The sequence below is a fragment of the Cupriavidus sp. OTU4054 genome, assembly GCF_038440175.1.
Classification (GTDB): Bacteria; Pseudomonadota; Gammaproteobacteria; order Burkholderiales; family Burkholderiaceae; genus Cupriavidus; species Cupriavidus pauculus_D.
The window spans coordinates 246,713-260,137 of the sequence record NZ_JASATF010000006.1 but is presented as its reverse complement, the minus strand read 5'-3'; the positions used below and the strand labels follow the sequence as shown (position 1 = coordinate 260,137).

General features: G+C 67.4%; 11 protein-coding genes and 2 pseudogenes. 5 read left to right on the top strand and 8 right to left on the bottom strand.

Going from position 1 to position 13,425, the window contains the following annotated elements; translation table 11 throughout:
- The first annotated feature begins 77 nt into the window (after nt 1-77).
- The 4 genes from AAHB16_RS10510 to AAHB16_RS10495 all read left to right on the top strand — a co-directional run bounded on the left by AAHB16_RS10510 (nt 78) and on the right by AAHB16_RS10495 (nt 4,363).
- The gene (locus tag AAHB16_RS10510) at nt 78-1,550 is read left to right on the top strand and encodes an MATE family efflux transporter (protein ID WP_342050804.1); all 1,473 of its coding nucleotides are present in this window, start codon (nt 78-80) and stop codon (nt 1,548-1,550) included.
- A 415-nt stretch (nt 1,551-1,965) separates the two neighbouring features.
- Nucleotides 1,966-2,427, top strand: coding sequence for a tripartite tricarboxylate transporter TctB family protein (locus AAHB16_RS10505; protein WP_150375047.1), 462 nt, complete (start codon nt 1,966-1,968; stop codon nt 2,425-2,427).
- Between the two features lie 13 nt (nt 2,428-2,440).
- Nucleotides 2,441-3,943, top strand: coding sequence for a tripartite tricarboxylate transporter permease (locus AAHB16_RS10500; RefSeq protein ID WP_150375046.1), 1,503 nt, complete (start codon nt 2,441-2,443; stop codon nt 3,941-3,943).
- A gap of 105 nt (nt 3,944-4,048) precedes the next feature.
- Entirely contained in the window at nt 4,049-4,363 is a 315-nt protein-coding gene (locus tag AAHB16_RS10495) for a helix-turn-helix transcriptional regulator (protein ID WP_150377347.1), read from the top strand.
- A 57-nt stretch (nt 4,364-4,420) separates the two neighbouring features.
- Here AAHB16_RS10495 and AAHB16_RS10490 read toward each other — a convergent pair whose 3' ends face one another.
- From AAHB16_RS10490 to AAHB16_RS10475, 4 genes are all read right to left on the bottom strand, one after another.
- Complete coding sequence (locus AAHB16_RS10490; RefSeq protein WP_150375045.1) at nt 4,421-5,245, bottom strand: DUF4397 domain-containing protein; 825 nt, start codon at nt 5,243-5,245, stop codon at nt 4,421-4,423.
- A gap of 277 nt (nt 5,246-5,522) precedes the next feature.
- Complete coding sequence (locus AAHB16_RS10485) at nt 5,523-6,530, bottom strand: response regulator (RefSeq protein ID WP_150375044.1); 1,008 nt, start codon at nt 6,528-6,530, stop codon at nt 5,523-5,525.
- 48 nt (nt 6,531-6,578) lie between these two features.
- Nucleotides 6,579-7,598 (bottom strand): chemotaxis response regulator protein-glutamate methylesterase, encoded by a 1,020-nt coding sequence (cheB, locus tag AAHB16_RS10480; protein WP_342050803.1) that lies wholly within the window; start codon nt 7,596-7,598, stop codon nt 6,579-6,581.
- Nucleotides 7,595-9,337: a hybrid sensor histidine kinase/response regulator gene (locus AAHB16_RS10475; protein ID WP_342050817.1), complete on the bottom strand. Its 1,743-nt coding sequence runs from the start codon at nt 9,335-9,337 to the stop codon at nt 7,595-7,597. The genes cheB and AAHB16_RS10475 overlap by 4 nt, the downstream gene beginning before the upstream one ends.
- A 52-nt stretch (nt 9,338-9,389) precedes the next feature.
- Between AAHB16_RS10475 and AAHB16_RS32745 the strand changes: the two are divergent.
- Nucleotides 9,390-10,100 (top strand): annotated as a pseudogene (locus AAHB16_RS32745) (hypothetical protein); the annotation flags it as partial.
- 242 nt (nt 10,101-10,342) lie between these two features.
- Here AAHB16_RS32745 and AAHB16_RS10470 read toward each other — a convergent pair.
- The 4 genes and pseudogenes from AAHB16_RS10470 to AAHB16_RS10455 form a co-directional block, all read right to left on the bottom strand.
- Nucleotides 10,343-10,741: pseudogene (locus AAHB16_RS10470) on the bottom strand (Hpt domain-containing protein); the annotation flags it as partial.
- Nucleotides 10,738-11,544 (bottom strand): chemotaxis protein CheW, encoded by an 807-nt coding sequence (locus AAHB16_RS10465; RefSeq protein WP_150375042.1) that lies wholly within the window; start codon nt 11,542-11,544, stop codon nt 10,738-10,740. The gene AAHB16_RS10465 and the pseudogene AAHB16_RS10470, both read right to left, overlap by 4 nt.
- Nucleotides 11,537-12,913, bottom strand: coding sequence for a CheR family methyltransferase (locus AAHB16_RS10460; protein ID WP_342050802.1), 1,377 nt, complete (start codon nt 12,911-12,913; stop codon nt 11,537-11,539). The genes AAHB16_RS10465 and AAHB16_RS10460 overlap by 8 nt, the downstream gene beginning before the upstream one ends.
- Nucleotides 12,910-13,410, bottom strand: coding sequence for a chemotaxis protein CheW (locus AAHB16_RS10455; protein ID WP_150375041.1), 501 nt, complete (start codon nt 13,408-13,410; stop codon nt 12,910-12,912). The genes AAHB16_RS10460 and AAHB16_RS10455 overlap by 4 nt, the downstream gene beginning before the upstream one ends.
- Nucleotides 13,411-13,425 lie beyond the last annotated feature (15 nt).

Here is a 13,425-nt window from a genome sequence, read left to right as displayed (position 1 = left end):
ATACCCCCCTTTTTCCCTCCCTCGCGTCGGCCATGCACCGACATGGTTCTCCGCGCCCCGCACCTATAATCGTGCGGATGAAACCAGACGCCAGACTGACCTCCGGCCCGATCGGCCGAACGCTCCTCGCCTTTTCGCTCCCGGTGCTCGGCAGCAACATCCTGCAGTCGCTCAATGCCTCGGTCAACGCGGTCTGGGTCGGGCGGTATCTGGGAGAGGCCGCGCTCACGGCCACGTCCAACGCGAACATCATCCTGTTCTTCCTGCTCGGCGTGGTGTTCGGCATCAGCATGGCCAATACGATCATGATCGGCCAGGCGGTGGGCGCGCGGAACATCGAGGAGGCGCGGCGCGTGGTCGGCACCGGCACGACGTTCTTCGTGCTGCTGTCCGTATTCGCGGCGGCGCTCGGCTACGTGTTCACACCGTCGATCCTCGCCGCCATGCACACGCCGGCCGATGCCACGCCGCTCGCGGAGGTGTACCTGCGGGTGATCTTCATCGCGCTGCCGTTCATGTACTTCTACAACTTCGTGATGATGGCGCTGCGCGGTGCCGGGGATTCGCGCACGCCGTTCTACTTCATGCTGTTGTCGGTGGTCATCGACGTCGTGCTCAATCCCGTGCTGATCTTTGGCGTGGGTCCGATTCCGGCGATGGGCATCGCGGGGTCGGCCATGGCGACGCTGATCGCGCAGGTGACCAGCCTGTTCGCGATGATCGCGCTGCTCTATCGACGCAAGCATTTCCTGCTGCTCCATCGCGGGCAACTGAACCTGCTGCGGCCCGATGGGGCGATCCTGCGCGCGCTCGTGATGAAGGGCCTGCCGATGGGCCTGCAGATGGTCGTGATCTCGTCGTCGGCCATCGTCATGATGTCGCTGGTCAATACGTACGGTTCGCAGACCACCGCGGCCTACGGCGTGGCCTCCCAGCTGTGGACGTACGTGCAGATGCCCGCGCTGGCCGTCGGCGCGAGCGTGTCGTCGATGGTCGCGCAGAACGTCGGCGCCGGGCTGTGGGCGCGCGTCACGCGCATCACGCAGGTCGGCCTGCTGTTCAACCTGGCCATGACCGGCGCGCTGGTCGCGTTGCTCTACGTGTTCAACCGCCATTCGCTGAGCCTGTTCCTCGGCGACGATAGCCTCGCCATCTCCATCGCGCAGGATATCAACCATGTGGTGCTGTGGTCGTTCATCCTGTTCGGCTTCACGATCGTGATCTTCGGCACCGTGCGCGCGACGGGTGCCGTGATGGCACCGCTCGTGATCCTGTTCGTCGCGATGTGGGGCATCCGGCTGCCGTTCGCCTGGCTGCTCGGGGAGCGCATCGGCGCCGAATCGATCTGGTGGAGCTTTCCGCTCGGGTCGATCATCTCCGTCGCGCTGGCATGGGGGTACTATCGCTTCGGCAACTGGCGGCGCAGCCATATTCTGCCGGAGGAGCCGGCACCCGCCGCGATGGGGCAGGCCGCGGACACGAGCATGGCCACGCCCTGCGAGGACGCCGCGCGCGACACGCTACCCACTCCTGCTACCGACCCCCGCTGAAGTAGGGCGATAGTTTCAACGCATTCATCGCAATTTCACATGAGAGACATTTGCGCGAGCGCGCGAATGTCCGCGTGAGCATTCACGTGTAAGGCAATCGAAAGATTCGATCCGCCAGTTACGGGACCCTTCGCTTTCAATCCCCTTTCGACGCACCGCACCATCATTTCCGCTGCATGCGCATAGATATATCACGACGTGATATAACGCGAAAAATAGCGTTTTCCAGCGGTCATCGTCGTGTCTCGGTGAATACCCTAAACACCAGACAACTGAAAGGCGGCTGAAAGATCGCGTCTCTACTGTTCGTCCCATCCTGCCGACCGCACCCTTTTTCTGGTTGCGCTCGCATCTCGCGCCTGAGCCGGCGCACCACGCGAGTGGCATGGTTTGTTAAACGTTGAGGAGATTCGCTTTGCGCATACGCAGCCAAAAGGATTTCGCTTCCGGCCTGATGTTCATCCTGGTCGGCCTGAGCTTTTCCTTCGTCGCGCGCGGTTATTCCATGGGAACAGCCGCGAAAATGGGCCCCGGATACTTTCCGTTCCTGCTGGGCCTCGTATTGGCCCTGCTCGGCGTGATCGTGACGATCGGCTCGCTGGGCACCAAGGGTGAAGAAGACCAGCTGGCCCGCTGGGACCTGAAGACGCTGTTGTGGATTCTGGGTTCGGTGGTGCTGTTCGGTCTGCTGCTGAAGCCGCTCGGCATGGTGCTGTCGGTGTTCGTGCTGGTCGTCATCTCGTCGATGGCAAGCCACGAATTCAGCTGGAAGGGTGCGTTGTGCGCAGGGGTCGTGCTGGTACTGATCAGCATGGGCGCCTTCGTCTACGGTATCAACCTGCAGATGCCGGTGTGGCCTGCTTTCATTACGGGCTAAGGAGCGCACGCATATGGAATTGTTCGATCACCTTGCCCTGGGCTTTTCCACGGCATTGACGCTGCAGAACCTCGCGTACGCGTTCCTGGGCTGCGTGCTCGGTACGCTGATCGGCGTGCTGCCGGGCCTCGGCCCTCTCGCGACCATCGCGATGCTGCTGCCGGTGACGTACTCGCTGCCGCCGGTGGCCGCGCTGATCATGCTGGCCGGTATCTACTACGGCGCGCAGTACGGCGGCTCCACCACGGCCATTCTGGTGAATCTGCCAGGTGAATCGTCGTCGGTGGTGACCACGATCGATGGCTACCAGATGGCACGGCGCGGCCGCGCCGGTGTGGCGCTGGCCACCGCCGGTCTGGGTTCGTTCTTCGCCGGTTGCGTGGCCACGCTGATCCTGGCCGCATTCGCAACGCCGCTGTCGGAACTCGCGTTCAAGTTCGGCCCCGCCGAATACTTCTCGCTGATGGTGCTGGGCCTGATCGGTGCCGTGGTGCTGGCATCGGGTTCGCTGCCGAAGGCCGTCGCGATGATCGTGCTGGGCCTGCTGTGCGGCCTGATCGGTACCGACGTGAACTCGGGCGCGGCGCGCTTCTCGTTCGACGTGCCTGAACTGACCGACGGCATCGACTTCGTCGCGCTGGCAATGGGTATGTTCGGCTTCGCGGAAATCATCGCGAACCTCGAGCAGAAGGAAGCCCGCGAAACGTTCACGAACAAGGTGACGAACCTGTTCCCGACGAAGGAAGACTTCAGGCGCATGATCCCGGCCGTGCTGCGTGGCACGTTCCTGGGCTCGGCACTGGGTATCCTCCCGGGCGGCGGTGCGGCACTGGCTTCGTTCGCGGCCTACTCGCTCGAGAAGAAGACCTCGAAGTACGCGCATGAATTCGGCAAGGGCGCCATCGAAGGCGTGGCGGGTCCGGAATCGGCCAACAACGCCGCGGCGCAGACCTCGTTCATCCCGCTGCTGACGCTCGGCATTCCGCCGAACGCCGTGATGGCGCTGATGGTCGGTGCAATGACCATCCACAACATCCAGCCGGGTCCGCAGGTCATGACCAGCAACCCCGCGCTGTTCTGGGGCCTGATCGCCTCGATGTGGATCGGTAACCTGATGCTGATCATCCTGAACCTGCCGATGATCGGTATCTGGGTGAAGCTGCTGACCGTGCCGTATCGCTTCCTGTACCCCGCGATTCTCACGTTCTGCTGCATCGGCGTGTACTCGGTGAACAACCAGACGTTCGACGTGTTCATGGCTGCGGCCTTCGGCGTGATCGGCTATCTGTTCCTGAAGCTCAAGTGCGAACCGGCCCCGCTGCTGCTCGGCTTCGTGCTGGGACCGATGATGGAAGAGAACTTCCGCCGTTCGCTGCTGCTGTCGCGTGGTGACTTCGGCGTGTTCTTCACCCGTCCGCTGTCGCTCGGTCTGCTGATCGCAGCCGCCGCACTCGTCGCCGTGGTCGCACTGCCGTCGATCAAGGCGAAGCGCGAGGAAGCGTTCCAGGAAGAATAGCGCGCTGCGCTACGGAACTACGCCCGCACCTCGGGCGTACACAACGCAAGCTTTGGGGGTGCCGCGTGCACCCCGCTTTTTTGGCGTGTCAGCATGATAACCACCATGAAACCGCCTCCGTTGGACCGGGTTGTATTCCGGCTTTACATCCTGAAGCTCGTACAGGCCAGTCCGGCGACGGTGTTCAACCTCGTCGAGCGGCTGCGCGATCGCGGTATCGACAAGAATATCCGCGCGTTGCGGCCGATCTTGCGCAGCCTGATGATGGCGCGCGCGATCACCGCCGAGCTTGTGGAAGGCAACGGTCGTGTCTACTGCATTACCGATTCCGGACGTGCCGAGCTCGATGCCTACCTGTCGCACCTCGCGGTGCTGCGGGAAGACATCGAGGATGTGGGGGAACGAAAGAACGCTGCTTGATGCGGCGTAAAAAAAACGCCGCGATTCGCGGCGTTTTTCTTTGGAGCGGAGTGCTGCTTACTGAGCGGCGGCTGCCGAGGCGGGCGCTGCCGGTGCGGTCGTGAGCGGCTGCGTGACCAGTTCCTGCGAATCGCTCGGACCCGTGCTGCTCTGTGCCACCAGCACCTTGATGCGGTTCGGGACCACGGCGCCGATGCCGTCCACCGGGATCGTCGTGATCAGCCAGTCGGCGTTGTTCTGCAGCGTCAGCGCGCCCGAATCGAAGATCACGTTCTTCGTACCGGCTGCCGTGATGCGCAGGCGATAGGTACCCGAGTCGAAGTAGATCGAATCGGAGCCCGAAGCCGGGTTGGCGCTCTTGTACGCGATGGCGGCCAGCGTCGGGTTCACCGAGGTGATGTCGATCGCGGGCGCCGTGATGTACATGTCGATGTTCTGCGCATTCAGCGCGGCATTGAAGCCACGCACGCGCGCCTTGTCGGACGTCAGGCCCTTGTCATACGGATCGTCGATCACGACGAGTTCGGCACCGGTCGAGCCCGGCGTGGCAACCAGCGAGTACTTGTGGCCCGTGGCGCCGTTGATCGTTTGCTGGCCGATCACCGTTTGCGTACCGGCGACGCGCAGCTGGAACAGGTTGTTGTCCTTCGAGATGTCGAAGTACGCCGAGACGTACTTGTACGGCGCGTTCGCGACTTGCGTCGGCGCGCCGTTCTGGAACAGGTCGACATTGACGCCAACCGGAACCGTGTTGAGCAGACGCACGGCCGGCTTGGAAATGCCAAGGCGGTCGTCGATACCGTCATCCCCACCGCAAGCGGCCAACAGTGCCGTTGCCGCAACCACCAGTCCTACCGTCAGTTTGTTCTTAAAGCTTGTCATGGATTCACCTCGCCGTTGTGGAAAAGAAGGGCGCGAAGCAGCCGTGCCGGGGCAGCGGTGAGGCAGCTGAAGGAAGTCGCGCATGCCGTGATGCAACGATAGGCATGTCGGACCTCGCGGAGCAGACGCACCGCTCCGATATCCATGTCGGAGGAATCCCACAATCCGGTTACACGCCGGACACACACGATGCGTGACGATCGCCCGCGAGGCCAGGCGGGACAAGGGATGCGCGCGATGCGGAAAACATTACATCGCGCGAAAGAAGCGGAAATAGTTACACCATGACGACCTGGTTGCGGCCACTGCGCTTGGCTTGGTAGAGCCCTGTGTCGGCGGCTTCGACGATGCTGCTGAAGATGCTGTCGGCTTCCGGCACGATTACCGCGCCGCCGATGCTCACCGTCACGTAGTCGCTATTGGGCGAGCCGCTGTGCGGTATCTTCATGCCCTCGATCGCCCGCCGCACCTTCTCCGCGAGCAGGCGTGCGCCACCGGGCGAGGTCGACGGCAGGATCATCGAGAATTCCTCGCCACCGAAGCGCGCCGGCAGGTCCGCCGGACGCGTGCAGTTGTCGCGGATCACGCTGGCCACGCGGCGCAGCACTTCGTCGCCGGCCACGTGGCCGTAGGTGTCGTTGTACGCCTTGAACGCATCGACATCGAGCATCAGCAGCGCGAGCTGTGTCTGCTCGCGTTGCGCGCGGCGCCATTCCGCGCCGAGATACTCGTCGAAGTAACGCCGGTTGGACAGGCCGGTCAGGCCATCGGAGTTGGTCAGCCGCTGGAGCTCGAGGTTGGTTTCGAGCAGTTGCTGCTGGCTCTGGCGCAGCGCGCGGTAAGCCTCGTCGCGCTGGAGCAGGTTCAGGTACGAGCGCGAATGGTAGCGAATGCGCGCGATGAGCTCGATGCTGTCTGGCAGCTTCACGAGGTAGTCGTTGGCACCCGCCGCGAAGGCCGCGCTCTTCATCGTCGGCTCTTCCTTGGTGGAAAGCACGATGATCGGGATGTCCCGCGTGCCAGGGTTCTCGCGATAGCGCCGCACGAGGGTCAGGCCGTCGGTGCCGGGCATTACCAGATCCTGCAGGATCACCGTGGGCTGCGTGCGCTCGGCCACGGCCACCGCTTCCTCGGGCTGCGCGCAGTAGTGAAAATCGATATCGGACTCGCCGGCGAGCGCGCGCCGAATCGCCTCGCCGATGATGGCCTGGTCATCGACCAGTAGCACCATCGACAGGTACTCGGCATTGGCCGCCGCGTCGGCCGGTTCGTTGTGTCTGGACATGGTGTGCTTCCTGATTCTATTCTTGTCGTTGCCCTTTGGCGTGCCGCGTCAGCACGCCGGGCGTCCGCCGCAGGCCTTGATCAATCGTGGCGCGATCCTCGGCAATGGCAGGATGTCGCAGGCCGCGTCGAGCGCCGCGGCGGCCTTCGGCATGCCATAGACGGCGCTGGTCGCCTGGTCCTGCGCAATCGTCAGATAGCCACGCTCCCGCATGGCTCGCAGCCCGAGCGCGCCATCGCGGCCCATGCCCGTGAGCAGGACGCCGACCGCTTCGCCGCGCCAGTGTTCCACCACGCTCTCGAAAAATACGTCGATCGAGGGCCGGTAGAGCGAATCGGCGGGGTCCGGCGTATAGGCGAACTGCGCGCTCGCGACGAGCCGCAGATGGTCGTTGGTGCCGGCCAGCAGCACCGTGCCCGTCTGCGGCGTCTCCCCCGCGCGTGCCAGGCGTACCGGCAGCGCGCACTGCGCGTCGAGCCATTCGGCCATGCCTTGCGCGAACGCTTCATCCACGTGCTGTACGATCACCACGGCAGCCCCAAAGTTCTCGGGAATTTCCGCGAGCAGCGTGGCAAGGGCCGCGGGACCGCCCGCGCTCGCCCCGATCGCCACGAGCCGCGGGGCGGCTGGCAGCGGCGTGGCGCGCCGCACGGCGAGCGGTACCGCGCCGCGGCCCGCGAGCAGGCGGCCGATGTTCCGCAGCTTGCGCAGCAGCGGACCGGCGACGAGCTGCGCATCGGGTTCGGTCAGCGTGGGCGTGTCCACGGCGTCGATCGCGCCATGGCCCATGGCGTCGAAGACCTGCGTGGCGTTGCGGCCCAGGTCGGTGGTTACGATCACGATCGCGCAGGGTGTGGCGGCCATGATGCGGCGCGTGGCCTCCACGCCGTCCATGACCGGCATCAGCAGGTCCATGAGGATGACGTCGGGCGTGCGCGACGCCGCCATGCGGATGGCCTGCTCGCCATCGCCCGCGACCCACAGGATCTCGTGCGAGTTCTCGAGCGAGACCGCGCGGCGCAGGGCCGCGACGGCCAGCGGTGAATCGTTGACGATACCGATCTTCATGCGCGTGCCTCGCCGATCAGGTCCTGTACCGCGTCGAGCAGTGCGGTATCGTGGAAACTGCCTTTGGCCAGATAGTAATCCGCGCCGGCCTGCAGGCCGCGTTCGCGGTCCTGTTCACGGTCCTTGTACGAAACGATCATCACCGGCAGCTGCTGGAGGGCCGGCTCCGCGCGAATGCGCCCGACCAGTTCGATGCCGTCCATGCGCGGCATATCGACGTCGGTGATCACGAGGTCGAACTTCTCCGCGCGCAGCACGTTCCAGCCGTCCATGCCATCGACGGCGACGGCGACATCATAGCCGCGTCCGGCAAGCAGCTTGCGCTCGAGTTCGCGCACTGTCAGCGAATCGTCCACGACGAGCACGCGCTTGCGGCGCACCTGTCCGGCTTCCGGTCCCACCTGGCGCACCTGCGCGAGGCGGCCGTCGGACACCAGTTTCTCGACCGAGCGCAGCATGTCCTCGACGTCGAAGATCAGCACGGGGGTGCCGTCGTCCGTGAGGCTGCCGGCGGCGATGTCCTTGATCTTGCCGAGCGCCGGCGAGAGCGGCTGCACGACGAGCGTGCGTTCGCCGATCAGCCGGTCCACGGCCACGCCATAGACGCGGTCGTGCTCGCCGAGCACGACCACCGGAATCGCGGCATCTTCCTGCGGGCGTTCCGGGCGCTGCAGCAATTGCGCGGCGCTGACGAGGCCGACCGGTTTGCCGTCGTGCCGGAAGTGCTGCTGCGCTTCGACCTGCTCGATGTCTTCGCGGGCCACGCTGACGGCGCGCAGCACATGGCCGAGCGGAAACGCGTACGTTTCTCCGGCCACTTCGACGAGCAGCGCGCGGACGATGGACAGCGTGAGCGGCAGTTCGAGGTGGAAGTGCATGCCGCTGCCGGGTTGCTGCGTCACGCGCAGGCTGCCACGCACGCCGCGCACCATGTCCTGTACGGCGTCGAGGCCGACGCCGCGGCCCGATACCTCGGACACGGTCTCGCGCAGGCTGAAGCCGGGTAGCAGCAGGAACTCGAGCATCTCCGCCTGCGACAGGCGCGTGGCGGTATCGGGCTGCGCGAGGCCGCGCCGGACGATGGTCGCGCGCAGCGCGTCGAAGTCGACGCCAGCGCCATCGTCGAAGATCTCGATGACCAGGCGGCCCGCGTTATGGCGCGCGTGCAGAGAGATGCGGCCTTCTTCGGGCTTGCCCGCCGCGCGGCGGGCCTCGGGGGTCTCGATGCCGTGATCCACCGCGTTGCGCAGCAGGTGCGCGAGCGGGGCGTCGAGTTGCTCCAGTATGTCGCGATCGACCTGCGTGTGTTCGCCCGAGAGCTCGAGGTGCACCGACTTGCCGAGCGCGCGGCCGAGGTCGCGCACCATGCGTGCGTAGCCGGTGATGCCGTCGGACAGCGGACGCATGCGGCACGAGAGCGCCGTGTCGTAGAGCCGGCGGGAGAGGCGCGTGGCGCGATGATCGTACTGGTCGAGTTCGTCGGCGCGCTGGGAGAGCTGGTCGCTGGCCTCGCCGAGCATGCGGCGCAGGTCGGCGAGGGCGGCGCCCATGCGGGCGGCGCTGGCATCGGGGCTGGCCAGGAGTGCCTGCATGCTGTCGACGGCCTGCATGACGCGCATCTGCTGGCGGCGCGTCTGCTGGAGCGCCACGCCGAACGGATGCAGCCAGTGCGTCTCGACCATGGCCTCGCCGGCCATCGCGAGGACGCTGTCGAGGCGGTCGGCGTTGACGCGGAGCATGCGTTCCTGTTTGCCATGACTGTCGTCGACGAGGCCGGTGTCGTGGCGCGGGATGGGCGCGGGGGCGGCAGACGCGCTGCCGGGCGCGCCACCGGGCGCCGGCCCGCGCGTGGCACCGGGCGTGCCACTGGGCGTGCCACTGGGCGCCGAGCCGCGCGCGGATACGGGCGCTGTGACGAACGCCGAGGGCGAAGCCCCGGCCGCCGGGCCAGCAGTCGGCCCAGCAGCGGGGCCAGCAACCCGGCCCGCAACCGGCCCAGCAACCGGCCCAGCAACCGGCCCAGCAACCGGCCCAGCAACCGGCCCAGCAACCGGGCCCGCAAACGGCCCAGCAACCGAGCCAGCAACCGGCCCAGCGACCGGGCCAGCAACCGGCCCAGCGACCGGACCAGCAACCGGGCCAGCAACCGGGCCAGCAACCGGGCCAGCAACCGGGCCCGCAAACGGCCCAGCAACCGGGCCAGCAACCGGGCCAGCAACCGGCCCAGCGACCGGCCCAGCGACCGGCCCAGCGACCGGGCCAGCAACCGGCCCAGCGACCGGGCCGGTATTCGGGCCAGCGACCGGGCCGGTAATCGGGCCAGCGACCGGGCTAGCAAACGGGCCAGTAATCGGGCCAGCGACCGGGCCGGTAATCGGGCCAGCCATCGGGCCAGCCATCGGGCCAGCGATCGGGTCGGCAATCGGGCCGGCAATCGGGCCGGCGATCGGGCCGGCGACCGGGGCAGCGATCGGGGCAGCGATCGGGGCGGCGGTCGGGCCGGCGATCGGGCCGGCGATCGGGGCGGCGGTCGGGGCGGCGATCGGGTCGGCAATCGGGGCGGCGGTCGGGGCGGCGATTGGGGCGGTGATCGGGGCGGCGGTCGGACCCGCCGTCGGGGCAGCCATTGGGCCCGCGTCGGCCCGGCCCCGGCTGTCGGGATCGGCCACGGTTGCCGATGGCCCATGCGCGCTCAGTCCCGCTACACGCCCCCCCTGCACCGACGACCCCACCGTCCCATCGAGCACCGCAGACATATGCACAACAAACGCATCGATCTCCGCACGCCCATCGGTCTCCGACCAATCGACCCTGCCCCCCGGCGGCCGCCCGATGCGCTGCAGCAGGTCAGTCCCCTGCAACAACGCATCGATATGCGCGGGCGACAGCAGCAGCCCGCCCCGCTGTGCCGCCACCAGGCAGTCTTCCATGACATGCGCGACCCGCACGCCGCCATCGAGTCCCACGATGCGCGCCGCGCCCTTGAGCGAATGCGCGGCGCGCATGCACGCTTCGAGGTGATCCGCCGCCACGGGGTCGCGTTCGAGCGCGAGCACGCCGGCATTGAGGACCTCCGCCTGCGAGTCGGCCTCGAGCGCGAACAGCTCGAGCATCGACGCATCGCGTAGCTGTTCGGGATTCATGACAGGCTCCGTGCGAGGGCCTGGCGCAGCATCGCCGCGTTCAGCAGACCGACGGTGCGGCCATCGTGGTCGAACAGCGCCTCCGTATAGTGGGACGATGCGCGCGCGAGCGTCGCGGGCAATGGCAACAGCGCGTTATCGGGCACGCCGTGCACGCCGGCGACTTCATCGACGGGCAGCGCCAGTGCCTGGCGTCCCTGCCCGAGGATCAGAAAGCGGGCCCCGCGCACGGCCTGCGCGTCGCCATCGGCGCTGAAGTCGCCCGTGGCGCCGTTGACGTCGAACAGCAGCGCGAGCGACAGGCAGGGCAGCAGCGCGCCACGCACGGGCGCCACGCCGAGCAGTGCCGCATGCCGCCGATGCGGCAGCGAATGGACGCGGCTCGGCGCGGTAACTTCGCCGAGGACGACGGTCGGCAACGCCAGCCATTCGTCGCCGACACGGAACACGAGGCACGAGCGGCCACGCGCATGGGCGGTACGGTGGGCCTCGGTGGCGGCTTCCAGCTGGGCCATGTCGATGGGCGCGTCAACGGACAGCGCATCGAGCAGCGCAACGGCTGCGTTGGCATAGACGGGGCAATTGCGGCAGCGTACGTACTTGACGAGCTCGGGGCAGCTCCGGTCGCCGGTCTCGCCGATCCGGCGCCAGCAATCGTCGATGGCGCCGGCGCTTTCGTCGAGCACCAGGGGGGCGTCGATCGTACGCGCGACGAGCCCGGCGCCCGTGTCGGCACCAACGCCACTCGGCCTGGCTGCTACGTTGGCCTCGGCGGGCCCGTGGGGCGCGGAGGGCTTAGCCATGGTTCATGCGTGCATGCCGCTGGGCGCGCTGCCGCAGGCGCATGGCCCCCGGCGCGTCGCCCACGCTTTCCAGCAAGGCGGCGAGATGATAGAGCGCTTCCTCGTGGCCCGGGTCGAGGTAGACCGCCTTGCGATAGGCGGCCTGCGCATCCGACGTACGCGCGGCCGCGTCGTGCAGCACGCCGAGCAGGCACCATCCGTCGGCCGACTGGCCGTGCGCGTCCAGATAGTCGAGGCAGGCGGCCGTAGCCTCGGCCAGCTCGCCACGGTCCGCGCGCGCGGCGATGGCGGCCAGCGCGGATCGCCGTCCCGCCTCCTCGCCCTTGTTGTCGGCAACGTCTCGCGCGGCACCGTCCCTCGCTCTTTTCGCGAGCCCGTTGCCGCCAATGCCCGCGCCATCCGCGCGACCGTCTCCCTGCGCGCCCGGGCGCCGGGCCCGGACCGTCGTCCGCGCGGGCGGCGGCAAGGCCGCGCGCGGCGGCGCGTGCTGGACCGGTGGCCAAATCGCGGCGCTCGCGGCAATCGGATCCGCCGCCGGCACCGGATGAAACGCAAACGCCAGCGGCACCCCCGTGCTGCGCAGCCCTTCACGCGTCAGCAGGCTCGCCTCCGCCGGACCGACGAAGATCATGCCGTCCGCCTCCGTCAGGCGCGTCAGCGTGCGAACCGCGCGGCGCTGCGTATCGGCGTCGAAATAGATCAGCAGATTGCGGCAAAACACGAAGTGATAGGGCAGCTCGTTGGCGAGCAGCAGCGGGTCCACGAGATTGCCGCGCAGCAGTCGCACCTGCGCACGCACGCGCGAATCGATCTGGTAGCTGCCGTGCACCGCCCCGGGCGCGATCGAGAAATGCCGTTCGCGATAATCGAGCGGCCCGCTCCGGAACGCGTTGGGGCCATAAATGCCAATGCGCGCGCGCTCCAGCGAACGCGCGCTGATATCGATCGCATCCACGCGAAAGCGGTCGGCCGGAATCCCGGCGTCGAGCAGCGCCATCGCAATGGAGTACGGTTCCTCGCCCGTCGAGCACGGCACGCTGAGCACGCGTAACAGCGGCACCCCGCCCGGCCCCTCGGCCGGCAGGCCGAACACGCGCTGCGCGGCCGCGCGGGCGAGCGCCAGCAGCGCCTCGCGATGGCGGAAGAACCAGGTCTCGGGGACGATCACGGCCTCGATCAGCGCCTGAAGCTCGTTGGGCGCGGCGTGCAGCACGTTCCAGTAGGCGGCGATATCCTCCACGCCCACCGCCAGCTGACGATCGCGCACCGCGCGCGCCACCGCGCCGGCGCCGATGGTCTCGGCATCGAGCCCGATCCGCTCCTTGAGCAGCAGCGCGATATGCGTGGCGTCCGGAATGGCGTTGATCATGGATGACTCACGGCGAGATCCCGGGCGGCATTGCTCTCGGGGTACAGCAGCGCGCGCACATCGTCCGGCAGCAGCGCCGGCACGGTAATCCATTGCACGAGCCCGCGCGCGTCATGCCGCACGGGGCCAAGGTAGCGCGCCGTACCGGGATCGATGCCGCCATCGACGAACGAATCTTCCTCGCAGCGCAGCGTCTCCGTCGCGTACTCGAGCCGCAGGCCGAGCAGCTGCGCGGGACGATCGTCGCCCGCATGCGCCGGACGATAGTGGACGAGCACGGTCCGGGAACTCGTGCGCGGGACCACGGGCGTCCCGACGGCCAGCGCGGAGATATCGATGACCGGCACCGGCTTGCCATGCCGGACCATCAGTCCCGCGACCCACGCCGGCGCGCCGGGAATCTGCTTCAGCGCGGTCAGCGGCAGCACCTCGGCGATCTCGGCGGTGTCGAGCGCGTAATGATCGCTACCGATGCGGAACAGCAGGAACAATTTCATCGCGGGCGACAATGC

Coding starts and splice junctions, on each gene's coding strand:
- AAHB16_RS10490 (WP_150375045.1), bottom strand. CDS start 5,245: ATGACAAGCTTTAAGAACAAACTGACGGTAGGACTGGTGGTTGCGGCA.
- AAHB16_RS10455 (WP_150375041.1), bottom strand. CDS start 13,410: ATGAAATTGTTCCTGCTGTTCCGCATCGGTAGCGATCATTACGCGCTC.
- AAHB16_RS10460 (WP_342050802.1), bottom strand. CDS start 12,913: ATGATCAACGCCATTCCGGACGCCACGCATATCGCGCTGCTGCTCAAG.
- AAHB16_RS10500 (WP_150375046.1), top strand. CDS start 2,441: ATGGAATTGTTCGATCACCTTGCCCTGGGCTTTTCCACGGCATTGACG.
- AAHB16_RS10495 (WP_150377347.1), top strand. CDS start 4,049: ATGAAACCGCCTCCGTTGGACCGGGTTGTATTCCGGCTTTACATCCTG.
- AAHB16_RS10485 (WP_150375044.1), bottom strand. CDS start 6,530: ATGTCCAGACACAACGAACCGGCCGACGCGGCGGCCAATGCCGAGTAC.
- AAHB16_RS10510 (WP_342050804.1), top strand. CDS start 78: ATGAAACCAGACGCCAGACTGACCTCCGGCCCGATCGGCCGAACGCTC.
- AAHB16_RS10465 (WP_150375042.1), bottom strand. CDS start 11,544: ATGGCTAAGCCCTCCGCGCCCCACGGGCCCGCCGAGGCCAACGTAGCA.
- cheB (WP_342050803.1), bottom strand. CDS start 7,598: ATGAAGATCGGTATCGTCAACGATTCACCGCTGGCCGTCGCGGCCCTG.
- AAHB16_RS10475 (WP_342050817.1), bottom strand. CDS start 9,337: ATGCTCCGCGTCAACGCCGACCGCCTCGACAGCGTCCTCGCGATGGCC.